The organism is Acinetobacter sp. CAU_H_29a_1, from assembly GCF_058599505.1.
The window spans coordinates 3,199,208-3,224,746 of the sequence record NZ_CM178655.1 but is presented as its reverse complement, the minus strand read 5'-3'; the positions used below and the strand labels follow the sequence as shown (position 1 = coordinate 3,224,746).

General features: G+C 43.7%; 23 protein-coding genes. 13 read left to right on the top strand and 10 right to left on the bottom strand.

Annotated features, from left to right (window positions below):
• Positions 1–9 precede the first annotated feature (9 nt).
• Positions 10–2,163 (bottom strand): fatty acid oxidation complex subunit alpha FadB, encoded by a 2,154-nt coding sequence (gene fadB / locus AC4MDD_RS16170; protein ID WP_491882021.1) that lies wholly within the window; start codon positions 2,161–2,163, stop codon positions 10–12.
• A 479-nt stretch (positions 2,164–2,642) separates the two neighbouring features.
• Between fadB and lpxO the strand changes: the two genes are divergently transcribed.
• The 6 genes from lpxO (at position 2,643) to pgsA (ending at position 8,250) form a co-directional block, all read left to right on the top strand.
• Positions 2,643–3,557: a lipid A hydroxylase LpxO gene (lpxO, locus tag AC4MDD_RS16165; protein ID WP_491882020.1), complete on the top strand. Its 915-nt coding sequence runs from the start codon at positions 2,643–2,645 to the stop codon at positions 3,555–3,557.
• Positions 3,558–3,774: 217 nt separating this feature from the next.
• Entirely contained in the window at positions 3,775–4,182 is a 408-nt protein-coding gene (locus AC4MDD_RS16160) for a PH domain-containing protein (protein ID WP_491882019.1), read from the top strand.
• A gap of 155 nt (positions 4,183–4,337) precedes the next feature.
• A complete protein-coding gene (locus tag AC4MDD_RS16155) occupies positions 4,338–4,682 on the top strand; it encodes a DUF2185 domain-containing protein (RefSeq protein WP_168159370.1) in 345 nt (114 codons plus the stop codon).
• 161 nt (positions 4,683–4,843) lie between these two features.
• The gene (gene uvrC / locus AC4MDD_RS16150) at positions 4,844–6,643 is read left to right on the top strand and encodes an excinuclease ABC subunit UvrC (protein ID WP_491882018.1); all 1,800 of its coding nucleotides are present in this window, start codon (positions 4,844–4,846) and stop codon (positions 6,641–6,643) included.
• Between the two features lie 118 nt (positions 6,644–6,761).
• A complete protein-coding gene (locus tag AC4MDD_RS16145; RefSeq protein WP_491882017.1) occupies positions 6,762–7,556 on the top strand; it encodes a thioesterase family protein in 795 nt (264 codons plus the stop codon).
• Between the two features lie 106 nt (positions 7,557–7,662).
• Positions 7,663–8,250 (top strand): CDP-diacylglycerol--glycerol-3-phosphate 3-phosphatidyltransferase, encoded by a 588-nt coding sequence (gene pgsA, locus AC4MDD_RS16140; RefSeq protein WP_004692729.1) that lies wholly within the window; start codon positions 7,663–7,665, stop codon positions 8,248–8,250.
• A 50-nt stretch (positions 8,251–8,300) separates the two neighbouring features.
• Here the strand turns inward: pgsA and AC4MDD_RS16135 are convergent, their stop codons facing one another.
• Positions 8,301–10,103, bottom strand: coding sequence for an ABC transporter ATP-binding protein (locus tag AC4MDD_RS16135; protein ID WP_491882016.1), 1,803 nt, complete (start codon positions 10,101–10,103; stop codon positions 8,301–8,303).
• Positions 10,104–10,231: 128 nt separating this feature from the next.
• Here AC4MDD_RS16135 and AC4MDD_RS16130 point away from each other — a divergent pair, with 128 nt between their 5' ends.
• Positions 10,232–10,864: an alpha-ketoglutarate-dependent dioxygenase AlkB family protein gene (locus AC4MDD_RS16130; protein ID WP_005400948.1), complete on the top strand. Its 633-nt coding sequence runs from the start codon at positions 10,232–10,234 to the stop codon at positions 10,862–10,864.
• 6 nt (positions 10,865–10,870) lie between these two features.
• On the opposite strand, the gene AC4MDD_RS16125 is transcribed toward AC4MDD_RS16130, so the two are convergent.
• Complete coding sequence (locus AC4MDD_RS16125; RefSeq protein ID WP_004692725.1) at positions 10,871–11,641, bottom strand: IclR family transcriptional regulator; 771 nt, start codon at positions 11,639–11,641, stop codon at positions 10,871–10,873.
• A gap of 448 nt (positions 11,642–12,089) precedes the next feature.
• On the opposite strand from AC4MDD_RS16125, the gene AC4MDD_RS16120 reads away from it, so the two are divergent.
• From AC4MDD_RS16120 to AC4MDD_RS16110, 3 genes are read left to right on the top strand one after another with little or no spacing between them, the layout of a single operon-like run.
• Complete coding sequence (locus AC4MDD_RS16120; RefSeq protein ID WP_491882632.1) at positions 12,090–14,171, top strand: FUSC family protein; 2,082 nt, start codon at positions 12,090–12,092, stop codon at positions 14,169–14,171.
• 2 nt (positions 14,172–14,173) lie between these two features.
• Positions 14,174–14,380, top strand: coding sequence for a DUF1656 domain-containing protein (locus AC4MDD_RS16115; RefSeq protein ID WP_004692723.1), 207 nt, complete (start codon positions 14,174–14,176; stop codon positions 14,378–14,380).
• A 36-nt stretch (positions 14,381–14,416) separates the two neighbouring features.
• Positions 14,417–15,424, top strand: coding sequence for an HlyD family secretion protein (locus AC4MDD_RS16110; RefSeq protein ID WP_491882015.1), 1,008 nt, complete (start codon positions 14,417–14,419; stop codon positions 15,422–15,424).
• A 123-nt stretch (positions 15,425–15,547) separates the two neighbouring features.
• On the opposite strand, the gene ruvX is transcribed toward AC4MDD_RS16110, so the two are convergent.
• From ruvX to recN, 3 genes are all read right to left on the bottom strand, one after another.
• Positions 15,548–15,991 carry a Holliday junction resolvase RuvX gene (gene ruvX / locus AC4MDD_RS16105; RefSeq protein ID WP_062035179.1) on the bottom strand — a complete coding sequence of 148 codons (444 nt, stop codon included), beginning with the start codon at positions 15,989–15,991 and terminating at the stop codon, positions 15,548–15,550.
• Entirely contained in the window at positions 15,984–16,538 is a 555-nt protein-coding gene (locus AC4MDD_RS16100) for a YqgE/AlgH family protein (RefSeq protein WP_004692720.1), read from the bottom strand. Before AC4MDD_RS16100 ends, ruvX begins: the two co-directional genes overlap by 8 nt.
• 112 nt (positions 16,539–16,650) lie before the next feature.
• Complete coding sequence (recN, locus tag AC4MDD_RS16095) at positions 16,651–18,312, bottom strand: DNA repair protein RecN (RefSeq protein ID WP_491882014.1); 1,662 nt, start codon at positions 18,310–18,312, stop codon at positions 16,651–16,653.
• 391 nt (positions 18,313–18,703) lie between these two features.
• On the opposite strand from recN, the gene ppnP reads away from it, so the two are divergent.
• The 3 genes from ppnP to AC4MDD_RS16080 all read left to right on the top strand — a co-directional run bounded on the left by ppnP (position 18,704) and on the right by AC4MDD_RS16080 (position 20,869).
• Positions 18,704–19,027, top strand: coding sequence for a pyrimidine/purine nucleoside phosphorylase (ppnP, locus tag AC4MDD_RS16090; RefSeq protein WP_125280995.1), 324 nt, complete (start codon positions 18,704–18,706; stop codon positions 19,025–19,027).
• 142 nt (positions 19,028–19,169) lie between these two features.
• Positions 19,170–19,919, top strand: coding sequence for a 23S rRNA (guanosine(2251)-2'-O)-methyltransferase RlmB (rlmB, locus tag AC4MDD_RS16085; protein ID WP_004692717.1), 750 nt, complete (start codon positions 19,170–19,172; stop codon positions 19,917–19,919).
• A 32-nt stretch (positions 19,920–19,951) separates the two neighbouring features.
• Positions 19,952–20,869, top strand: coding sequence for a DMT family transporter (locus AC4MDD_RS16080; protein ID WP_491882013.1), 918 nt, complete (start codon positions 19,952–19,954; stop codon positions 20,867–20,869).
• A 12-nt stretch (positions 20,870–20,881) separates the two neighbouring features.
• On the opposite strand, the gene coaE is transcribed toward AC4MDD_RS16080, so the two are convergent.
• The 4 genes from coaE to pilB are packed head-to-tail and all read right to left on the bottom strand — an operon-like array spanning position 20,882 to position 25,319.
• The gene (gene coaE / locus AC4MDD_RS16075) at positions 20,882–21,481 is read right to left on the bottom strand and encodes a dephospho-CoA kinase (protein ID WP_491882012.1); all 600 of its coding nucleotides are present in this window, start codon (positions 21,479–21,481) and stop codon (positions 20,882–20,884) included.
• Positions 21,482–21,489: 8 nt separating this feature from the next.
• Positions 21,490–22,350, bottom strand: a complete 861-nt coding sequence (locus AC4MDD_RS16070; RefSeq protein ID WP_491882011.1) for a prepilin peptidase — start codon at positions 22,348–22,350, stop codon at positions 21,490–21,492.
• Positions 22,350–23,576 carry a type II secretion system F family protein gene (locus AC4MDD_RS16065; RefSeq protein ID WP_159127066.1) on the bottom strand — a complete coding sequence of 409 codons (1,227 nt, stop codon included), beginning with the start codon at positions 23,574–23,576 and terminating at the stop codon, positions 22,350–22,352. Before AC4MDD_RS16065 ends, AC4MDD_RS16070 begins: the two co-directional genes overlap by 1 nt.
• 30 nt (positions 23,577–23,606) lie before the next feature.
• Entirely contained in the window at positions 23,607–25,319 is a 1,713-nt protein-coding gene (gene pilB, locus AC4MDD_RS16060; RefSeq protein WP_491882010.1) for a type IV-A pilus assembly ATPase PilB, read from the bottom strand.
• Positions 25,320–25,539: the final 220 nt, after the last annotated feature.

Genomic DNA, 25,539 nt, shown 5'->3' with positions numbered 1-25,539 from the left:
CGTTGCTCCTTAACCGTAGAATTTTTTGTTGTTAGCAGCCATGTCACGCAACATTTGTGGCGCTTCATAAGCCTTACCTAAGTGTGCGTATTTGTCGCAAAGTGCAACGTATTCAGCAACACCTGTTTGGTCGATGTAACGGCATGGACCACCACGGAATGGAGGGAAACCTACACCCATAATCATCGCCATGTCTGCTTCAGAAGCAGTCGCTACGATGTTGTCTTCTAGGCAACGAACAGTTTCGTTACAGAAAGCAAGCATCATACGGTCAATGATTTCTTGAGCATCAAACTCGCGTTTTTCCGCAGTTGCCACAGTAGCAACAAGCTCATACGCAGTTGGATCAACCACTTTGGCTTTTTTGCCTTTACGGTCAAGTTCGTATTTGTAGAAACCAACGTCGTTCTTTTGACCCAAACGTTTGTTTTCGTACATGATTTCGATTGAACCTTTGAAGTCTGGCTTCATACGGTCAGGGAAACCTTCAGCCATGACTTCTGCACCGTGAACGCCCGTGTCGATACCAACAACGTCGATCAAGTATGCAGGACCCATTGGCCAACCGAATTTTTCCATGACTTTGTCGACTTGCTGGAAGTCTGCGCCATCTTTAAGTAACAAGTCGAATGCACCAAAGTAAGGGAACAATACGCGATTCACCAAGAAGCCTGGGCAGTCGTTCACAACGATTGGTGTTTTACCCATTTTCTGAGCAAGAACCACAGTCGTCGCAATCGCTTCAGCCGAAGTCTTCTCACCACGGATCACTTCTACCAATGGCATCATGTGTACTGGGTTAAAGAAGTGCATACCGACAAAGTTTTCAGGACGTTGTAGGTTTTCAGCCAAACGTGTGATTGAAATGGTTGAAGTATTTGAAGCAATGATCGTGTTGTCACGAACATTCTTCTCAGTTTCAGCAAGTACAATGCCTTTTACTTTTGGATTTTCAGTCACCGCTTCAATCACGATGTCCACTTCTTTAAACTCGTCATAGCTTAAAGTTGGACGGATGCGCGCAAGCGTTTCACCCATTTGAGCAGGTTTCATCTTCTTACGTTCAACTTGTTTGGTCAGTAAGCCATTGGCTTCTTTCATACCCAAAGCAAGTTGCGGGTTACCAATGTCTTTCATGATGATTGGTGTGCCTTTGCTTGCCGCTTGGTAAGCAATACCACCACCCATGATACCCGCGCCCAATACAGCCGCTTGGTTTACAGGGTGTGCACCTTTTTCATATTTCTTCGAAGTTTTCTTCACCACTTGGTCATTGATGAATAGACCAATTAATGCATTTGCTTGTGGTGTAATCGCTGCTTTTGCAAAACCAGCCGCTTCAGCTTGAAGTGCTTCATTACGTGGAAGGCTTGCACCTGCTTGTAATGAGTCAAGAAGAAGTTTAGGCGCAGGGTATTGAGCAGGATTTGCTTTTGCAAGAACTGCACCTTTCGCCGAGTTGAACGCCATCATTTGTTCGATTGGGTTCAATTTAACTGGGTCAAGTTTTTCCTGACGTTTTGCTTTCCAGTCTACACGGCCAGCAAGGGCTTGTTTAACCAAGTCAATCGCAGCGTCTTGTAGTTTATCCGCAGCAACAACCGCATCAACCGCACCGTCTTTCAGTGCAGCAGCTGGTTTTTTAGGATTAGCCATCGCCATCCATTCAACTGCATTGTCGATACCAATTAGACGGCTTAAACGAACCGTACCACCGAAACCAGGGAAGATGCCCAGTTTGATTTCAGGAAGACCGACTTGAGCCGCGTCTGACATCACACGATAGTCACACACTAGACACATTTCAAAGCCACCGCCCAATGCCATACCATTGATCGCTGCAACTTTAGGAATCTCTAAATCTTCAAATGCGTTGAAGATGTCGTGAACAGGCAATGCCCAATCCACAATCGCTTGTTCGCCTTGAGCGAAGTTTGCACCAAATTCAGTAATATCTGCGCCAACGATAAATGTAGATTTAGCCGAAGTAACGATTAAGCCTATGATGTCACCGTTTGCTTTAACAGCGTCAATTGCAGCTTTGAAATCTTCAATCGTTGCACGGTTAAATTTGTTGACCGACTCACCTTGTAAGTCAAAGCGGAATTCTGCAATTCCGTCCGAAAGCATTTGGACGGTAATGGCATTGCCAGCGTGGATCATGCCTGATCTCCTTTATTTTGGAGGACTTCTAAGTTGATGTTGTGAAGCGAGTACGTCATTCCTACGTACATCTATGCTCCGCCAATCTTACGATAACTATATCGAAAAAGAACATAACAAGTTGTATCAAGCCGTGACGCAAGGGTCATCTATTTTTATTCAATTATTTCGTGTGCTTGCGTGATGTATTTTTGAATGATGCGGCCTAAATAGAGTGAAGTTTTTGTTTCATTTAAGATTTTTTATGGATGAGTGATCAAAAAATGATTAGACAGCGTCCTTATATTTCAAGTCAACCTTTGCGCCGATTTTGGCAATTTAGTCAATGCTACACTTGCAGGTAAACCCAAACAGAATGAAAACTTGTGATGAAAAGCTGGAAATAGGACGTACTTTGCAGCCTATGTTACAATTTGCAGTCTAGACCGAATACCGGTCTTTTTCTTTTATTTCGTTTTCTTTGGCTTCCAGGTTTTCATATGATTAAGTGGATCATTCTGGCGATTTTTATTCTTTCTGCACTTTATATTCAGCAACGTGGGAAGGTTCGTCACTCGTTTTATCGTCAATTTTTCGATCATTCAACGATTCTTGCACCGATTAACTATCTCATGTACATGTTTTCAAAGGTGCCGAATCAGCCGTATATCGACACTCAGCATTTTCAAGACTTAAAAGTGTTGGATGAAAACTGGGAAATGATTCGTGATGAAGCAAAAGCTTTATATGAGAAAGGCGGAATTAAAGCATCGAGTAGTTATGATGACTTGGGGTTTAACTCCTTTTTCAAAACAGGCTGGAAGCGCTTTTATCTGAAATGGTATGACTCTGCGCATCCGTCAGCTGCTGAGCTTTGTCCAAAAACCACAGCCTTGTTGAAAACCTTGCCGACCATTAAAGCCGCGATGTTTACCGAGCTGGCACCTGACAGCCGTTTGGTTCGTCACCGTGCCCCTTATGCGGGTTCATTGCGTTATCACTTGGGGCTTATCACACCGAATGATGATCGCTGCTTTATTGATGTGGATGGGCAGCGCTATTCATGGCGTGATGGTGAAAGTGTAGTCTTTGATGAAACTTATATTCACTATGCAGAGAATAAGACCGATCAAAACCGCATTATTTTCTTTGCCGATGTCGAGCGTCCTTTAAAGACACGCTGTATGGAACGTTTCAATCACTGGTTTGGTAAAAAAGTGATGACCGCTGCCAGCTCTCCAAATGAAGCAGGGGATCAAACGGGTGGACTGAATAAAGTCTTTGGTTATGTCTATCAAGTGCGGATCAAAGCCAAAGCTTTGAAGAAAACCAACCGTCAATTGTACTACTTCTTAAAGTGGTTCCTGATGCTCGGAATTTTCTTCCTGATCTTTGTTCGACCTTATGTGTTTTAAAGCACATTAAATGCCCTGAGGGGCGTTTTTTATTTGGGCAGAAAAGAGAAAGCCTATCTGCCCTTTTGATTTTTCTATTTATTTCAAGGCTTACAGTGGATTCGAACCACGCATGGCTTTATGCTTTATCCAGTTAAAACTAAAAACAACATGAGCGCGTATCTGTTTCATTTTTAAGATCGCAACTTATAACTTAGATAAAGCATGAGGTTTCAAGGTGCAAAAGTTTCGTTCGAAGATGGACTGGTGGTTTTTGGGGTTTATTATTGCCATGTCAGGTCTGTTGGCCCAATTGATTTTGACCACCTATGGCAAAGGGATTTTGATGCAAAATCTCTTGTTCGTTGTCGTCTATGCCTTGACTATCGGATTGCTGTGGTGGCCGCTATGGAGTACCCGCTATATGGTCGATCAGGAGCAACTGACAATTCGCAGTCTCTGTTTTAAATGGATCATTCCCTTAAGCGCGATACAGTCAGTTTCTGAAACAGATAATTCGATCAGTTCACCTGCCTTGTCCTTAGACCGTCTAAAGATTGAATATCTTAAACAGGGTAAAATCAAAACCATCTTGGTGTCACCGAAAGACAAAGTAGCGTTTAAAGCTGCGTTAAAATTGTCATAAATACAGTCTTAGGCAAGTTGTATGCTTTACGGGCCTAAGCGAGTGAAAGCCTTGCTCAAATATGCCGTGAGGACTAAAGTAAAATAAGCTTGAGTCCTGTTCATCCCACAAACCTCCACATGCAAAACGTCTACTTGCCGTTGAAGGATATTCTTATGAAGTCGTATCAATTGAGTCCGACACAAATTCAAACTTTAGTGCCGCATATGGGAAGTTGTATCGCTTCAGATATGATTACGGTGCAAGGCCTAAAAGTGGCCTACATGTACCGTGAAGAAGCACAATCTAGTGAGGAAAGTGGTTGGGTGTTTTTATCGGGTGAAGAAGGGGATGACTATATTGAAGACCCTGAAAATTTAGGCCTTTATGAGGTCAATGTGATTGCCAACTATGATGCGGACATCATTGCTCACTTAAATGCGCCTGCGGGAAGTCACTTTGCCCGCAATGAACAAGGTGTGTTTGAACGGATCGATTTTGAAGAGATGGATCTGGAATAAGCCTTCAATCTCAGTATCAATGTCTTTTGCCAGCCAGACTGGTTGTGAAACGCACTAGCAATGAGCTTGAAATGCGTCAGACCTGCCCAATCTAAAAGACAGATCAAAGGCTAAGCCTGCACAGAACAGTTGACGGCGAGCCGAGAAAATTAGGGAACCCTGTGAACGAAAACGCGCGAGAACATATCGAAAAAATTTTAGCCAATATGACCACACTGCCGGGCGTTTATCGCATGCTCGGCAAAGACGGTGAACTGCTGTATGTGGGCAAAGCGAAAAATTTAAAAAATCGTGTTTCCAGTTATTTTGTCAAAACCATTGAGCACCCGAAGACGCAGGCTTTGGTGGCGCGTATTTATGACATCGAAACCTTAGTCGTTCGTTCCGAAACTGAAGCGCTGCTGCTTGAACAAAACCTGATTAAGCTGCACCGTCCACCCTATAACATCATGCTCAGGGACGATAAATCCTATGTGTATATCTTTGTCTCTGCCGACAAACCTTATCCACGGATTGCATCAGGTCGGGGCAAAGGCAAACACCAAGTTGGGAAGTTTTTTGGACCGTATCCGAGTGCTTATAATGCACGGGATACTTTGTTGGTTTTGCAAAAACTGTTTAATGTTCGCCAGTGTGAAAATAGCTATTTTTCACAGCGTAAGCGTCCTTGTTTGCAGTATCAAATCAAGCGTTGTTCAGCACCGTGTGTAGGACTTATTAGCCCTGAAGAGTATAAAAATGATGTCGATAACTCGATTCGTTTTTTACAAGGGGACACCAAAGAGCTGAATCAAGAACTGATTGCGAAAATGGAGCAAGCGGCCGAAGCCTTAGAATTTGAAAAAGCGGTGTTTTACCGTGACCGTATGGCACTGTTACGGGATGTCCAGTCTCAACAAGCTATTTATAAGCTCAAAGGTGAGGCCGATATTTTAGCGATTGCCTATCAGGCGGGGGTGACCTGTGTGCAGATTATGCATGTGCGTAACGGGAAAATGCTCGGAGGTAAAAGTTATTTTCCAGATATGCTCGGAGAGGGTTTGGGGCAAATGCTGGCTGACTTCATAGCGAACTTTTATTTCCAAGTGGCAGATGAAGTACCCAGTGAGGTGATTGTAAATGTCGAATTGCCCGATCGAAAAGAACTGGAACAAGCGTTACAACAACATTTTGATAAGAAAGTACAGATTAAACATAGCGTGCGTGAGACACGTGCAGAGTGGTTAGAGCTGGCACAGATGAATGTGCAGCATTCGATCAAAGGGCAATTGGCCAATCACTTTGAGCTGAATGAGCGTTTCCATCAACTTGAACAAGTGGTGGGACGTCCGATTGATCGGATCGAATGTTTTGACATCTCACATACCATGGGTGAAGAAACCGTTGCTTCGTGTGTGGTATTCGACAGTGGCGGCATTCGTAAGCGCGATTATCGTCAGTTTTCAATTCAAGACATTACCGCTGGTGATGACTATGCCGCAATGCGCCAAGCGCTGACTCGTCGTTATAAAAAAGCTATGCTGCCTGATTTACTGCTGATTGATGGTGGCAAAGGGCAGTTGCATATGGCGATGGAAGTCATGCAAGAGCTGGGTTTAGAGGCCTTTATGGTCGGGGTGTCAAAAGGCGAGGGGCGTAAACCGGGCCTTGAAACTCTACACTTTACCGATGGAACTAAAATTCAGTTGCCTGAAGATCATAAAGCATTGCATTTGATTCAACAGGTGCGTGATGAGGCGCATCGCTTTGCGATAACCAAGCACCGAGCCAAACGCGATAAAAAACGGGGTTCATCGATTTTGGAAGTAATTCCAGGTTTGGGACCGAAACGCCGCCGCGATTTGTTGACGCACTTTGGCGGGATTCAAGGTGTGTTAAAGGCTTCCGAGAAAGACTTAACCGTAGTCCCCGGTTTGGGCGAAGTGATGGCCCGCACCATTTATAAAGTCTTGCATGAATAGAACCGAACCGCATCTACTGCGTTGGCAAAAGTGCTCATTGACGCATGGGTCATTGATCATTCACATTGGTTGAATTGTGTTGTAAAGATATGGACGGAATTTAAAACAAGGATGCCACATGTCACTTCAACACAGTTATCAAGCTTTAGCAGAACAAGAATGGATTGATATTCCTACAGGTTGGTTACAGGGACGCACGATCTATGGGGGACTGGTCGCAGGTTTAATGATGCAAAAAGCATTGTTGACTCTTGCCGATGACACGAAGCATTTACTCAGTTGTAGCGTGACTTTTGTTGGCCCAGTACAACAGGCCAAAGTTCGTTTAACCAGCGAGATTTTACGTCAAGGTAAGTCGGTTACGACCTTGGAAGTACGTTTATGGCAAGATGATGCAGTTCAAAGTATTTTGGTGGCAAGCTTTGGGACACAGCGTGAATCGAGTATCCATGTGCATCAAGAACCTGTAGCACCCGCGTTTCCATCGGTTGATGGTCTTACAACAGCGCCGCATCACCCGCTTGCACCTGAGTGTTTTAAGCAGCTGGATATGGTTTGGGTGACAGGGCAGCATCCGTGTACAGCCAGCCCAAAGCCTGACTTTTCTGGCTGGTATCGCTTTAATCCAGACTTACATGAAAATCGAGACATGACCGTAGCCGACCTCATGGTGTCGATGGACATTTGGCCACCAGGGGTGCTACCGATGTTTAAAAGTATGGCACCTGCCAGTTCGCTAACATGGCATTTGACCTATGTGCATCCGCTGAAAAATCAGTTACACGATTGGATGAAATACCACGTTGAAACGCAATATGCTGCGGGTGGATATTCCACCGAAGCCGCTTATTTATGGGATGATCAGAATCGTTTAATTGCAATTTCACGTCAAACAGTTACCGTGTTTGCCTAGTGACACCTTAGGTCAATTCGTATAAAGTGGGCGCTATTAACGATGGATTAAACCTCAAAAAAGTGTGCATTTTCATCGTACATGAGGGAAACAACTGGCGGTGTTTATGACTACAGGTCGCATCCTGAATATTCCTAATATCTTGACCTTGGCGCGTATTGCCTTAATTCCGGTCTTTTTGTTGGTGGCCTATTGGCCCCCTGTAATGGGTATCGCTGAACAAGCGGTAAGTATGTCTCGTCATATTTTGTTGACGTCTATTTTTGTCGTTGCAGCGGTGACAGATTGGTTCGATGGTTATTTGGCGCGGACTTTAAATCAGACCTCTGCATTTGGGCGTTTCTTAGACCCTGTGGCGGATAAATTGATGGTGGCAGCAGCACTGATCGTGTTGGTGCAGTGGAAACCTGAAATTTCGATGGCATTTGCGGCGATTGTGATTATTTCCCGTGAAATTACGGTGTCAGCACTACGTGAATGGATGGCAGAGTTAGGCGCGCGTACCAATGTAGCCGTGTCTACGGTTGGGAAATATAAAACCGCTTTTCAAATGATTGCGATTACCGTGTTCTTACTGAATTGGCAGCCGCTTGAAATGTTGGCTTATGCATTGTTGTATACCGCGGTAATTTTGACTTTGTGGTCGATGTTTATTTACCTCAAAGCGGCTTGGCCTTACTTAAAACAGCCTTAGTTTAGAGGTCGAGAAGCTCCTGAGGGAGCTTTTTTTGTACCTGAGATTCATTAGCTATGCGTTTCTTCCTCAGTATCATCTTCAAAAGTCTTGGCAATTTTTTCAATATTGAGGCTCTTGGCCATGGCATCAAAAATTTCTTTATAGACTCCATCCTGACGGTACAGCGCTTCATGTTCCCCATGTTCAGCAATACAACCTTCCTTCATGACATAGGTATAATCGGCATCGATAATTTGTGACAAACTATGCGAAATAATAATCACCGTTCGCCCTTGTTTGATCTCATCGAGGCTCTGTTTAATTTGCTCGCTAGCAATCGCATCGAGGCTAGCGGTTGGTTCATCCAGAAAAATAATCGGTGGGTTTTTGAGGAACATACGTGCCAGTGCAATGCGTTGTTGTTGTCCACCTGAAAGCATCAGTGCATCGGATTGGTAAGCTGAGGGGAGCTGCAAAATTTGTTCATGAATAGAGGCTTTTTCTGCGGCAGCATAGACCTCTTCATCACTGGCATTGATTTTTCCATAGCGAATATTGTCTAAAATACTGCCCTGAAAAATGTGATTTTTCTGTAAGACGAGGCCAATGTGATCGCGTAAATAGGCGGTGTCGATGTCTTGTAAATCAATTCCATCGAGCTCAATTTTTCCTGCATCAGGCTGATAAAATTTATCTAATAGGCTAATTAAAGTCGATTTTCCTGCACCAGATAAGCCCACCAAAGCCGTGATTTTGTTGGGTCGAATTTCCATGTTGATTTGTTTTAATGCGTGATGACCATTGGGGTAGAAAAAATCGACATTCTTTAGGCTGAATTTTCCCTGAATTGTGGGTTTGAGCGCACCACTTTGCTCGATTTCATCATCTGCTTCTAAAATTTTAAAAAAACTTTCCGCGTAAATCATTGCATCATTCACTTCATCATAAATACGGTGTAATGAACGAATTGGCGCAGAGACATTATTAAACAGCAAAATATGAAACATGATCATGCCAATGCTCATTTGTCCATCGAGTACAAAGTACGCCGTGAGGATGATGATCAGCACAATCCCGATTTGTTCAATAAAGGTCTTTAAGCCATCAAATAAAAAGCTGAGTTGACGCGTTTGCATTTGGTTATCGGTCAGTGCTTTTTGCAGTTTCAGTTGTTTAGTCGACTCAATGGACTCTCGGTTAAAGGACTTAATCACGCTAATCGACTGGATAATACTGAGAATGCCTTGGCTCTTTTTTTCACGGCCATCACGCAGGTTGCGTCGCCATCCGCCCAGTTTCTTAGCTTGTTGGAAGGTCAGCCAAAAGTAAATTGGGATAATACTGGTCGCCACCAAACCGACGTAGATGTTGGCATAGTACATCAGCCCCAGTGCCACAATGGCACTGCTAAAAAGTGGCAAAATATCGATAAAAAAGATTTGTACCAGACGGGTGAGTGAACCAATGCCACGGTCAATCCGTGTTTGTAGCTTACCTGCTTGGTTCTGATCGGCATTAAAAAAGGCCAAACGGTAGCTGAGAAATTTTTCGATAATGCTTTGCGCCAAGTCTTGCGATACCAGAATGCGGAGCTTTTCCCCATAAAACTTTTGACCAAACTGCACCAAGGCACTGATGATTTCTTTACTGAGTAAAATCACAGAAATGGTGATCAAAATGTGTAGGCCTTCGGTCAGTCCTTGGCCTTGTTCGACCAGACGGTTGATACTGTCGACGGCATATTGCAAAGTCAGGGCATTGACCTGCGCGGTGAAGGAACCAATCAGCGTCAGAATCAAGGTCGCAATCACCAATATCCGATAGGGGCGGACAAAGGGGCGAAGCTTTTGAAACAACTGCCAAAGGTTCATACATGCTTCTTTTCATTGTGAAAGTTCACATGAGTGTATGCATAAGGAGGCTAGGCGACAAGCTGTGACTTTGTTTTGATTTGTGTCGTTCTGAATTCAGTTAAACTGTTTGCAGAGGAGGAAAAGTCATGACCTTAGATCTGTTTAGTCCTGAACCGCAAGCAAACTTGCTGCCATTCGATGGGCAGGTGCAGGACATGGGCTTGATTTTAACTGCAGAGCAAAGTGCGAAATATTTGGATTATTTTTTAGCACATTTGGCATGGCAACCTGACGAGGTCGTACTGTATGGCAAACGTTATGTCACGGAACGAAAAGTGGTGTGGTATGGCGATGCCGAGTATCAATATCACTATTCGGGTAGTGCCAAGCAAGCACTGTTATGGCATCCCGCTTTGTTTCGTTTAAAACAACATATTGAGCAACTGGTGGGACATCCATTTAACTCATGTCTAGCTAATTTATATGAAAATGGCAGCCAAGCCGTGGGCTGGCATAGTGATGATGAGCCTTCACTACGTTCGCCGCAGCATGAAAATGTGGTGATTGCCTCACTCAGTTTTGGCGCAACTCGTAAGTTTTGCTTTAAGCACAAGTTTAAACAGGAAAAAATCGAGCTGATGTTGCATAGCGGGCAATTGATCGTGATGCGTGGACAGACCCAGCGCTACTGGAAACATGCTTTGATGAAATCCAGCAAAATCACTGAGCCACGTCTGAATTTAACCTTTCGCTATTTCTATCCAGTGCTTCAAAGCTAAGTTGAGTTAAGCCTCAATATTATGCAGCAGATGACATTTTTGTTCGATCTGTAAGGCGCTATGTCTTAATATTTCAACCATTTTTTTCAGATCGACAAATTCAAACCGATTTTTTGAAGCCAATAAGGTCAGTGCCAACGGTGTATCTTTGGGTGAAAATTTGACTGGTACAGACAGACTGGCAAGGTTGGGGTCGAATTCGCCATTGGAAAAATAATAGCCCTGTTTCTTAATGGCTTTCATTTTCTGTAAAAATTCATCTTGGCTCGCGGCAAAATTGACCTCGGCCAGTTGAGCCGAAAACTTTTGATAATATTCAATAATTTTAGCTTTGCTGAGCTGTGAAATCACTACTTTAGGCGATGAACCCAAATACACGGGACGTGGGCAACCACGCCCATAAGAAAATAACTCAAGGTCTTTAAAGACTTCACCATATAGATCAATACAGTGCTCTGCGTTGAGCTGGGTGAGGATACAGCAAAACTCCGTTCGCTCAACGATGTCTTGCATAAAAGGAATGCTGATTTGTAAGAGTGGGTCTGTGGTTCGAGAGATATAGTCCAACACAGCAATTTGAGAGCCTAAAGTATAGTCACCACTGGTTCCACTTAAGCGCTGTAAAAGTCCTGCGGATACCAATTCCTTTAAATAACGGTAACTGGTGGGCTGTGATAGCCCCAGTTCGGCACTGATGATATCGACATTGATAATCGGGCGTGACACAGAAAAGAGGTCTAAGACAGTGAGAATTTTACCGAAACTTGAAAGTGCCATAAGAACCTACTTAGTCAAAATAAATGCCATTTGAACGACAGTTACTATATAACAAAAACCCTAGACTCGACATGGCTTTCGTTCTGAGCGCATGGCTTTCGTGGACTTTTATCAGCATTTGTAATGCAATAAAAAGGGTAAAATATGATCTTAAAAATATGTAAATTATCATATTAAGATATTTTGATTGACAAAAAACTATATTTTTGGAAAAATTATCATTACAAGTGTCTTTTAATGAATAATGCTTTTGTTATTTATTGAGCTATTTTCTTTCCTTTCAACATGGCGCTGTCTTTGACCATGTCTGTAAAAGACTTCATTTATTTGAATCATTTTTTCATCCGTTTTCGCATGAGGTGAGGGCGAAGTGATGCTGTTTGTCTGAGCAATGCTGTGTGGAAGAATTGTTTAAATGTTGTCATTCAGCGCATTTAGAGATGAATTTATGTTCCTCACCAAACAGTTACTCGCATTCCGTCCAAATAAATTGGACTGGATTTTTGCGACGAAAACCTTTTTGGCAGGCATGCTTTCACTTTATGTCGCATTTTCATTAGATTTAGCTTATCCCATTTGGGCGATTGGAACGGTCTTCGTTATCGCAAACCCATATGCGGGTATGACCTCCTCAAAAAGTCTTTATCGGATGTTGGGAACATTGTTGGGGGCGATTGTTTCGATTGCAGTCACGCCAAACCTGATCAATACCCCAGAATTGTTCACATTATTTTTAGCCACATGGGTCGGGTTTTGTCTATATTTTTCATTGTTGGATCGGACGCCGCGTAGCTATATTTTTATGTTGGCGGGCTATACCACGGTCATTATTTGCTACAACATTGTCTATAACATTGAAACCACTTCCATGTTTGATATGGCGATTGGGCGCTGTATTGAAATCACGGTGGGAGTACTGTGTAGTGCAGTGGTGAATGCGGTACTGTTTCCCATGCATATTGGTCCCGTAGTCAAAACCCGTGTTTCACAGACTTTTCAAGACACCCGAGCGGTTTTTGATCAGATCCTGACAGATGATGTTAAGGCCATTAATTACAGCACTACGCTTAGTCATATCACGCGGGATATTGCCGATATTCATGTGATGGCCGTGCACTTGAGCTATGAAAAATCGACCTTGCAGGGCATGACCAAACCGCTCCAAGAAATGCTGCATCAACTCAGTATGTTGGTGACGAACTTGGTGGCCATGGCCGAGCGAATTCAGCAGTTAGATCACATTGACTCACGCTACCGTCCAGCTTTAGAAAAGGCGCATGCACAGATTGTAAAATTTTTACAAAGTGATCAGGTCATTTTAGAGCAGGACTTAAACCAGCTACCTGAGCAGTTTGAGTCGAGTTTTCAAGCCGTGTTTGATAGTGCCTTGCCACAGCAGCAAGTCATGTTGGCCAGTTTAAAAATGGATGTGCGTCATTTCACCCAAAATATACGTGCTATTAAGTTGATTTGGCAGCGTATCCAACAGGGGGATGACAGCTTACCCGCAATCGTGACCCCGATTAGTACAAACTATCCCAACTTACATCGAGATCATGGCGTAGCCGTGCGTGGCGGAATTTCAGCTTTTATTGTGGTGCTTGTGGCGACTGGCTTTTGGATTATCAGTGGTTGGAAAGCGGGTTTTATGATGGCAGAGATGGCCGCTATTTGTGCCTGTATTCTGACCAGCATGGACAATCCTGTTCCTGCCTTAAAAATCTTTATCCGTGCCAGTCTATATGCGGCGATTATTGTCTTTATTTATGCTTATGGCATCTTTCCGCACATTAGTGCTTTTTGGATGTTGGCTGTGGTGTTGGCCCCTTTTTGTATGTACTGTCTGATGCTGTTTTTACATCCACCACTCACAGGTTTAGCGCTACCTTTGATAATGGGTGTGGTCATGGGCTTAAACCTGCAAAACCGTTATCACCTTGACCAAGTGATGTTTTTTGATGCATCGATTGGGACGGTGCTTGGCCCCATCATTTCTGTCTATGTGATTCACTTGGTGCGTGCGATGTCGCCGGACATTACCGCCAAGCGAATCCTGTCTTTACATTATAAAGCGATACGACAAGCGCTTTATTTACCTTATGGGGTGGAATTTAGAGTGCATTTGCGCAGTATGTTGGATCGGATAGGCGTACTGAATACCAAATTGGTACAGTCCGATCGCTTGAAGCAAAAAATCAATTTGGCTCTGATTGAATCCAGTGCGGTGATTGATTTAACTCGGGTGCAAGAACTGATTGAAAAAATGCCTATGCAGGCCTCTATCACGCTGCATCTACAAGAACTACAAAGCCAAATGGATGCTTATTTTCACGCTAAAGAATTAGACCATAGCGACCTACAGGTCAGACAACACATTTTGGACAAAATTCAGATCATTCAGGCCGAGCTTATACAGCTGCAAGACCTAAGCATTGCTCGGCGTTTGCAAGTTTCACTGAATAATATTCAAAGCAGTCTCTGTCATGCGACATGGGACGAAATGTCTCAAGTCCGTTTGCTGGGAGCATAACGATGGGTGAACTTAATATCTATGGTGTGTATGTGCCAGTTTTGGTCATTCAGGCGGTATTGGCCTACATCGTATTACGGTTACTCATGCGGGTGACCGATCCTTGGGTCGACAAAGGCTGGATTTTTTTACCCAGTATTTTTTATTTATGCCTCTACATTACTGTGCTTGGCGTAGTCCATTGGGGTTTTATCGTGAGCTTTGCCTAAGCGCACATCTGATTGAAATGAATGAGGTAAAATGAAATGGCATCCTTTGATTGGCGTAAACTGAGCCGCCCCATCACTTTAGTGCTGATTGCGGGTATCGCGATCGCGGTGCTCGTGCATCTTTGGCATTATTATAATGCTGAACCGTGGACACGTGATGGGCGGGTTCGTGGCGATGTGATTCAAGTGTCTTCCGATGTATCAGGGTTAGTCACGGAAGTTTTAGTGCATGATAATCAAAGCGTCAAACAAGGGCAGGTGCTGTTTAAAATTGATGTGGCGCGTCAGGCGCTTGATGTGGAACAAGCCAAATCAGACTTGGCTAAAGCCAAAGCCAGTTTGGCTGCTGCCGAAGCGGAGTTGTTTCAAAGCAAAGCCAATTTGACCAAATCACAAGCCAATAATCACTTGGCCGATAAAAATGCAGAACGCTATGCCAATTTGATGGATGGTGCTATATCAATGCAAGAACAAGATCAGATGTTTGCCGTACGAGATCAATCACATGCCGAACATGAACAAATGCAAGCGGCGATTCAGCAGGCCAAAGCCAATATTGCGCAGCAACAGGCATTAATCGATGTAGCCACCAGTAATCTACATTTGGCTGAATTAAACTTGAACCGTTCCGAAGTGGTGGCACCAGCCGATGGCACACTGTCTAATTTTGAGATGAAAGCAGGGAATTATGTCAAAGTGGGGCAGGCGGTAGCGGCATTATTAGATCGCTCACAGCTTTATGTGGTTGGTTATTTTGAAGAAACCAAGTTAAATAAAATATATTTGGGTGCGCCCGCTACGGTACAGTTGATGGGCGACTCAAACATCTTAAAAGGGCATGTGCAGGGGATTGCTTCAGGCATTGAAGATCGTGAACGAACTACAAGTACAGGTTTATTGGCCAATGTAAACCCAACTTTTAGTTGGGTACGTTTAGCGCAGCGCGTTCCTGTGAAAATTGCACTGGATGATATTCCGAAAAATGAATTGGCATTTGTCGCGGGGCGAACCGTGACAGTACATATTACCGAGTCACAGCACTAAATTGACCTCTGTTCATTTCAAAAAAAGCATCCGATGAGGATGCTTTTTTTTGAACGCTATTTGATGTGTTGAGATCCGACTCCAGTCATAAAACCCATGTCATCTGTTTTAAGAAAGTCTTACTTAAGGTGTAAGACCTTCAGGATCGCGATACCAGCTTTCAATAAACAAGGTTGCGGCAAGGCTATCAGCAGAAAGTTTTTTGCCTCGGCCTTGCGCATGATAATGGCTCAGCTCATCACGGGCTGCACGAGTACTTAAGCGTTCATCCACCATCCATGTTTCAATATTGGTTTGATGACGTAAACGACGTGCGAACTTACGTGCTCGAGCAGATAATTCCGACTCGCTATCATCCATATTGAGTGGTAATCCGACTAAAAATACATTGGGTTGATATTGCTTAATAATTTTATGCAGTTCATCCCAATTGGGGATGCCATCTTTCATGGGAAACAAAGCCAAAGGTGTTGCACTTTCAATCAGTGCTTGACCGACTGCCATGCCCATTTTTTGTGTACCAAAATCAAATGCCATAATCATTTGAGGTGTGTTTAAATCAGGCATGTCCAATCTCAGAAGACAACCAGGTTCGGTCCAGCCCGAGCTTTTTATAGGCAGCGTCCCAACGGTCGTCATAAGGAATATTAAAAATCAAATCCATATCAGCATCGCAGACTAGCCAATCACCACGAGACAGCTCATCTTCCAATTGGTTTTTGGTCCAACTGGTATAGCCCAAAGCAATTTGATAGCGACCCACACCTTCATTATGCGCAATCGCATCTAAAATATCTTTAGACGTGGTGATACAGATATTTTCCCCCACCGCAATGGAAGAGTGCCATGTCGGCTGACCCGTATGTAAGACAAAGCCAGCTTCTGGACGCAAAGGCCCACCTTGGAGAACATCATGTGGTCGTACGTGATCGGCTTCAATTTCAAGATCATTGAGCAGTTCTTTGACTGAAAGTCCTGAAGGGCGGTTGATGATGATGCCTTGAGCACCTTCCTCATCGTGTCGGGCCAAATAAATCACGGTATGGGCAAAGACTTCATCTGCCATATCGGGTGGGGCAATGAGACAGCGATGCGTCAGATATTGTTTGCTCACCTAAAGGCTTCTCCTTGAAATTAAAATGCTTCTAGTCAAATGTTGTTATCTACCACGTTACTAGACTAATGCACTTTCTCCAAATCTTTTTTTGTGATCCAGTCTACATAAATTAGGCGGATTGAAACTTCAACTGACGTAATTGCTTGGCATGTTGTAGTGTAGTGTCATTGATTTCAACGCCGCCTGTCATGCGTGCGAGCTCATCGATACGCTCATCTTCTTCTAAGTTTAAAATGGTGCTACTGGCAGGGTCGGTCTGACGTTTTTTCACCAACAAGTGCTGGTCGGACTGTGCTGCAACTTGAGCTTGGTGGGTAATACACAGAATTTGCACATGCGAACCCAAGTCGGCCAAGAGACGACCAACAATTTCGGCTGTGCCACCGCTAATACCGACGTCAATTTCATCGAAGACTAAAACTTCAGCTTCAGTTTTTTCAGCATTCATCACTTGCATCACCAACGCGATACGTGACAACTCCCCCCCTGAGGCAACTTTGGCTAATGGTTGCGGTGGGATGCCTTTGTTGGCGGTGAACAGTAATTGAATAAAACTTAGACCTTCACTAGAAACCTGCTCCATTGGTTCAAACTTAAACTCAAAGTGCGCTTCAGGCAGAGCCAATTGTTTGACCTGTTCGGTTAAATGTTTCGCCAATGGTGCGGCTGCATCGCGACGAATTTGGTCGAGGTGTTGGGCTTTATTTAACAGGTCCTGATGTGAGACTTCAACTTGCTCGGCAAGCGTTTCTGGATCTTCTAATAAATGGAGTTGTGCCAGTTCAGATTGCCATTGTTCATGCTCTTGTTTTAAGTGTTCTGGCTGCGTGCGGTACTTACGGGCAAAACGGTGGAACATCTCAAGCTGGGTGTTCAACTCTTCCATACGTTCTGGGTCATAACTTTGACGGTCAATAAACTGACGGAGATTAGCCGTGGCATCGTCAAGCTCACTTTGTGCATTCAGCAAAGAAGTATGAATCTCGGCCAACTGTTCACTGCGTCCTGCATGTGATTCTAAGCGGCGAATGATGCTGGAAATTTCTTGATTAATATTTTGTTCAGCATCATCTAAGGCCGTAACAGCATAACTACAGTCCTGCATGATATTTTCATGATGCGACAAGCGGTCGAACTCTTGTTCAATCTCTTTATAGTCGATTTGCACCACATCTTCGAGTTCTTCTAATTGTAAACTCAAAGTATCTATACGCTGTTTACGCGTGGCTTGAGCATCCAATGCTGCTTGGTGCTGACGAATGTCTTTTTGCCATGTGCTATAGGCTTCACGCACAGCTTGCGCTTCTGGGTAGAAGTTATGATAGAGGTCTAACCAGCGTCTTGGATAAGGCGGCTCTAATAGCTGTTGTTGACTGTGTTGACTATACAGTTGTACCAGCAAACGCCCGATTTCTTTCAATTCAGCTAAGCTACTCGGACGACCATTAATCCATGCTTTGCTACGGCCAGTGGCAAAAATAACCCGTCTTAGATGAATTTCTCCTGACTCATCATCTAACTCATGTGCCTTTAGCCATATGGCTTCAGGGCTGTGCTCTTGATAGCTGAAAATAGCCGTGACATCGGCTTTGTCTGAACCGAAACGGACATAGTTGGTGTCAGTACGTTCTCCCAGACAGGCGGACAGAGCATCTAGCAATAATGATTTGCCTGCACCTGTTTCCCCAGTCAGGACATTAAAACCTTGATCGATATCAAGTGCTAAGTGATCGGCTAAAGCAAAATTAATTAAAGTTAAATGTGTCAGCATAAACGCATCCGAGCTGCGAAAAGTTTTAGTTTAAGATAGTGAAGTTTTATTCAGCCGACAAGACGGCAACGCTATTCGTTTTGTGCAAAGTCGGCTTATTTTAACGTGAATCTGAAAGTCGACCTAGCAGATTTTTTTAAATCCGACTGTTATAGCAAGCACAGCACAAACTTGTGGGTATGCGGTGTATACAGAAAGAGCACGACTCAGGGAATGATCGCATTGGCAAAAAACAAGCCAAAATGGGCTAGAAATTGAGGCAATTGTACGATGGTCGGACTTTAACAAAATATTGATTGAGGGGAATAAAACATCGATTGATTAGTTAATCGCACATCTTTAAACTAGCGAATCAATACGAATATAAATGCGCATTATCTGGAGTGTACGCATGTCAACTCAGTTCGACCATGTCTCTGTCATTAAAAAATCCAATGTTTATTTTGGCGGTTTATGCATCAGTCATACTGTGCAATTTGAAGATGGCACCAAAAAAACGTTAGGGGTTATTCTTCCGACAGAGCAAGCTTTGACGTTTGAAACACATGTGGCAGAGCGTATGGAAATTATTTCAGGCGAATGTCGTGTACAAATTGCAGACAGCGAAGAGAGTGAATTGTTCCGCGCAGGTCAGTCTTTTTATGTGCCTGGCAATAGTCGTTTTAAAATTGAAACTGACGACGTGTTGGACTACGTGTGCCATTTAGAAGGCTAAGCCTTCAACTGATACTCGCCAAGTAATTTCAAGCGAAATCGGTTAAACTATCTGTTGCACAGCAATCCTGTAAAGTCAGCTTTACAGGATTTTTATTTTTGGCACATCGTGTCGATGGTCATTTATCTTTTAGAGGTCCTACATGGCTAAACCTGAATATTTCTATGGCGTTCATTCGGTGGAGTCATTGTTGGAACTTGAACCTGAACGCGTACTAACGCTTTTTACTTTAAAAGGGCGTGATGACCAGCGTTTAAAGCGTGTGCTTGAGTTGGCTGAACCGTTTGGTATTAGCGTACAACAAACCGGTCGTGATCGATTAGAAAAAATGGCGGGCTTGCCATTTCACCAAGGGGTTGTGGCTGCGGTCCGTCCTAATCCAGTTTTCAATGAAAAAGATTTAGAAGCCTTACTGAAACAATCGCCAAATTGTTTATTGCTGGGTTTAGACCAAGTCACCGATCCGCATAACCTCGGCGCATGTATCCGTACCGCGGCTGCAATGGGCGTTGAGGCCGTGATTGTGCCTCGTGATCGTTCTGCAAGTTTGACCCCGACCGCGCGCAAAGTTGCGGCAGGTGGTGCTGAAAAAGTTAAATTTATCCAAGTGACCAATTTGGCTCGGACTTTAGCGCAAATTAAAGATGAGTTTAATGTGCGTGTGGTCGGTACCATGTTGGATGAAAAAGCCTTGCCGCTACAACAGTTCGATTTTACTGGAACGGCTGTATGTGTGGTGATGGGTGCTGAAGATACTGGTCTGCGTCCCATTACCCAGTCTCAATGCGATCAAACGGTTTATATTCCGATGGCAGGAAATCTACAAAGTTTGAATGTCAGTGTAGCAACGGGTATGGCTTTGTATGAAGCATGCCGTCAACGTAATGTCTAAGATTTTTTAATTCCTGATTCAATGTAAGCCCAATGATGACCCCTCAAAAACAAGGCTATGTCTTTATTGCCATCACCATGTGTATTTGGGGGGGATTTACCTTAACGGCTCGGCTCAGTGCCAATTGGGGCATTGGTGCGTGGGACATTACCGCCTTACGCTTTCTGTTGGCGTTTTGCATCTTAATGCCGATCTTGATCTATAAAAAAGATACCGCCTTTTTGTGGAAGAAAGAGCCTTTTATTTTGGCGATGATTGGTGGGGTGTGTTATTGCATCACCGCTTATAGCGCTTTTCATTATGTGCCTGCGGCACATGCTGCGATCTTTCTCAATGGCTGCATTCCGCTTTGCACGGCTGTCGCAGCTTATCTGCTATTTCGACAACCGTTTGACCGGCATACTTGGCTCAGTCTCAGTATTATGTTGCTCGCACTGACGGCCATGAGTGGGCTGATGTATCAAGAAACAGGTATCGCCTTTAGTTTAGGCGATGGCTTATTTTTCCTCAGTGCTGTGTTGTGGGGAACATTTACTGTTTTATTGAGACAATGGAAACTGTCAGCATGGCATTCTATGGCAGGTGTTGCGATTTGGGCTGCGATTATTTTTGTGCCGATTTATGTTTTATTCCTACCCAAAACCATAGCGCATGTGCAACCTGTGCAATTGATTGCTCAGGTGGTATTTCATGGCGTGTTTGTGGTCATCGTGGCGACCCTCACTTATGTGGAAGCCATTAAGCGTTTGGGTGCATTTAAAACAGGCAGTATTGTGACTTTAGCGCCTTTTATTGCTGCGATTATTGCGGTTCCTTTGCTCAATGAGCCTTTGAGTGTTGCGATTTTATGTGGTCTTGTGGGAATGGGGATCGGGGCCTTACAGCCATGGCGTTGGATACGGCAGGACAGTTTCAAAGCCCAACTCGCACAACAAAAAAAGCAGTCATAATCGACTGCTTTTTTAGACTTCTGAATGGGCCAAATACTTTAAATGCAAAGGTCTGAGCTGTGCGTATAAGTGTTCCAAGTGTCCATCATTTACCACGATATCATCGGCCAACGCTTGTTTTTGTTCACGGGACATTTGCGTTTCAATGATGGTTTGAATTTGCTCAATGGTTTGATGGTCGCGCTGTGAAGCGCGGAGAATCTGGATATCAATTGAAGCATCGATCAGAAGCGTATGTTGCGTCAGCTCATGCTGATTGGTTTCAAAAAGTAGTGGTGAAACCAAAATCGCATATGGGCTGGTTGCAGCTTGTAATTGTTGCATGATGGAGTGACGAATTGCAGGGTGGGTGATCTTTTCCAATTGCTTACGGGCAGACGGGTCCTGAAAAATGTGTTCACGTAAAGCGCGTCGATTCAGTTCACCATTGTCCAGTAAGGCCCACTCGCCGAAGCTGCTTCGAATTTGCTGAAGTGCAGGCTGACCTACGGCAACAATTTCTCGAGCAACGACATCGGCATCGACTACTTGTATGCCTTGTTGTTCAAACCAGTGGCTTGCGGCAGATTTTCCACTGCCAATCCCGCCTGTCAGACCTAAAATAAATGACATATTATATTTTAATTGCCTAAATATATTTTCATAATTTGCTCACCCCACAGAAAGGCAATCCAACCTGCGATGGCAATATATGGACCAAAAGCAAAAGGCTGATTTTCTTTGCGCACTTTGAGCAGAATGATGCCGATAATGGCACCTACGAAAGAGGAAAGTAGCACAATCAGCGGCAGCAGCAAAGGGCCCATCCATGCGCCTAAAGCAGCAAGTAACTTAAAGTCGCCATAACCCATACCTTCCTTACCTGTGATGAGCTTAAACAGATAGTAGACAATCCATAAGCATAAAAAGCCAATGATATAGCCCCAAATAGCCGCTGTTGGTGTGGTGTAAATCGCATAACTATTGACCCCTAAACCCAGAGCTGCAAGGGTGAGGGTATAGCGATCAGGTAAAAGTTGAGTGTCAAAATCAATAAAAGTTAAGGCGATTAAAATGTAAGTGAGTACGAGACCAAACAACATTTGGATTGTTGGGCCAAAGACTGCAACCACGACCAATGCACAAATGGCGGTCAGGAGTTCAATCGCAGGGTAGCGAATACTGATCGGGTTATGGCAAGTGCCACACTTTCCTCGTAGCAGTAACCAACTCATCACAGGGACATTTTGATACCAGCGTATGGCACTTTTACATTGGGGGCAGGTCGAGGCAGGCTTGCTCAACGAGAGTTTCGTTTCATCAATAATAGGCTGTTCAGGATGAAGCAGAAGTTGGCAGTCGGTGCGCCATTCTTGTACCATCATTTTTGGAGTGCGATAGATCACTACATTCAGGAAACTACCAATGCACAAACTAAAAACTCCAACGGCAAAATACAGCGCCATTGGAGTATTGATCAGATAGGAAATTATTTCTTGCATTAAACCACAGAACCCATTTGGAAGATTGGTAGATACATGGCAATTACTAGGCCACCCACAAGTACACCCAAGACTGCCATGATCAGAGGTTCCATCATTGCTGTTAAGCCATCCACCGCATTATCGACTTCGTTTTCATAGTGAGTGGCAACTTTATCCAGCATGGCATCGAGCGCACCAGATTCTTCACCAATCGCTACCATTTGTACTGCCATTGATGGGAATTTATTGGTGGCACGCATCGCGAATTGAAGTTGTTGCCCTGTTGCGACATCTTCACGGATCTTCATCACAGCTTCTTCATAGACTACGTTATTGGTTGCACCCGCGGTAGATTCGAGGGCATCAATTAAGGGTACACCCGCAGCAAAGGTGGTAGACAGGGTGCGGCTATAGCGCGCGATAATTGCTTTATAGACTAAATCACCAAAAATCGGGGCTTTCAGTGCAGCTTTATCCAACATGTCACGAAACTTTTTACTACGCTTTTTGGTTTCGAGTAAAGCTGTAATCACAACACCAACGACAATAATCAAAATGAACCAGTATTTCTGCATCCATTCAGACATATTTACCACCATTTGGGTGAATGCAGGTAAGTCTGCACCAAAGGAGCTGAATAAATCTTGGAACACTGGGACAACTTTGACCATCAAAATAATGGTCACGATCACCGCAACCACAACGACGGTTGCTGGGTATTTCATGGCTTTTTTAATTTTTTGCTTTAACAATTCACTTTTTTCTTTATAGACCGCTACACGGTCCAGCATGGTCTCAAGCGCACCTGATTGTTCGCCTGATTCAACTAATGAACAGAATAAGTTGTCGAAATATTGCGGATATTTTTTGAGTGCTCCCGCAAAGGTATTACCGCCTTCAACTTCACCTTTAATGCCGAGGACAACTTCACGCATAGATGGGTTTTCTAGGCCTTCAGCCACAATTTCAAAACCTTGAACCAGCGGTACACCCGCTTTCATCATGGTTGCGAGCTGTCGAGTGAAAATCGTGATGTCCAGTGTGGTCACTTTTTTCTTCATTATCCCTTCAAGAATATTCTTTTTCTTTTCTCGAATACTCTTGATGGTAATCCCTTGTTTGCGCAAAGTAACTTTGGCGAGGGCGAGATTACGTGCAGGCAATTCCCCTTTAATTTTTGCCCCTTTACGATCAATCCCTTCATAATTGAAGGTTGGCATCATCTGTGCTTTTTTGACAGCCATGCATTTATCCTTATTCTTTCAATATTTCAACTATTCGCTGGTTACACGATTCACTTCTTGTAAGGAAGTGACCCCCTGCATAACCTTGAGTAAACCTGAACGACGTAAATTGTTAAATCCTAATTTTGCAGATGCTTCCGCAATCTGTAAGGCATTGCCATCTTCCATAATAATTTTTGAAATTTCTGGCGTGACTTTCATGACTTCATAAATACCAACACGCCCTTTATAACCTTCACGGCACTCAGCACACCCCACCGGTTGATAAACTTTGAAGTCTGGATCTTTGATATCTGTGGAAGTAAAGCCCATTTCGAGCAAGCTTTGTTCAGGAATATCGACAGCGGCTTTGCATTGGCTGCATAAGCGGCGTGCCAAACGCTGTGCAATCACCAAATTGACCGAGGTCGCAATGTTAAAAGATGGAACCCCCATATTACGTAAGCGGGTCAGGGTTTCAGGTGCACTATTGGTGTGGAGTGTCGACATGACCATGTGACCTGTCTGTGCGGCTTTAATCGCGATTTCAGCTGTTTCAAGGTCACGAATCTCACCCACCATCACAATATCAGGATCTTGACGTAAGAATGACTTCAGCGCAGCAGAGAAGGTGAGGCCGACTTTATTGTTCACATTGACCTGATTAATACCTTCTAAGTTAATCTCAACAGGGTCTTCCGCAGTTGAAATATTGGTGTCTTCTTTATTTAGAATATTCAAACCTGTATATAGCGATACCGTTTTACCAGAACCTGTCGGGCCAGTAATTAACAACATGCCTTGGGGTTTGTCTAAAGCCTGCATAAATAGGTCTTTTTGGTCTGGTTCATAACCTAAAGCATCAATTCCCAGCATAGCACTGGATGGATCGAGAATACGCAGAACCAGTTTTTCACCAAACAAGGTTGGAAGTGAGTTGACACGGAAGTCAATGGCTTTGCTTTTCGACAGCTTTAATTTAATCCGGCCATCTTGTGGAACCCGTTTTTCAGAAATGTCCATTTGTGACATGACTTTCAAACGTGAGGCAAGACGAGTCGCCAGTTGTAATGGCGGACTGGCAATATGACGCAGAACTCCATCTACACGGTAACGAACACGGTAAGATTTTTCATAAGGCTCAAAGTGTAAGTCTGAGGCGCCCATACGAATCGCATCGATCAGTAATTTATTGATGTATTTGACGATCGGAGCTTCATCCCCTTGAGGTGAGTCATCTTGTTCGTCATTGGAGTTCTGAGGGTCTTGCTCTAAGTCTAAATCAATATCTTCATCAGAAAATTCAAAGCTATCGGCTTGCGCGAAATTTTGTTCGATTAGTTTTTCAAGCTGAGGATGTTCAACAATAATCGCTTCAATGTTCATTTTAGAATTGAAACGAATCGCGTCCATCGCATCCATGTTGGTTGGATTGCTAGTGGCGATATAGAGGATATTGCCACGACGGTAAATCGGCAACACACGATGCTTGGTGATAAGTTTGTCTTCGACCAGATCCCGTAGAATTTGTACAGAATCATAGACACTTAAGTCAAAAACAGGCTCGCCAAACTCTAAAGAAATCGTTTCAGCGATCATTTGTGGGGAGAGTTTATGATTTTCAATCAGATAAGGAACGATGTCTTGCTGAGCTTTTTTTGCAGAGAGCATTGCCAGCTGCATATTTTCAGCAGTCATGCGTCCGTCTTCGACTAAGCGTCGAATGAAGCCTGTGAACTTAGGCAAACCATTTGATACTGACATTCCCCAGATCCTTAACTTCTCAATTGTTTATAATTGGTATCGTAAAATTATACTTTTGTTGCACAAAAATACCATATCTGAAAGTGTTGTCACCACCTTAATATCGATTAAAAGCATGAACTGGTCGTGATAGCAGGCGATTTTTTTTACAAAAAGATGTCTTTATTTTCATTCGTGTTATTTTGATTGCCGAAGAAATTCTAGAAGAAAACTATCTTTG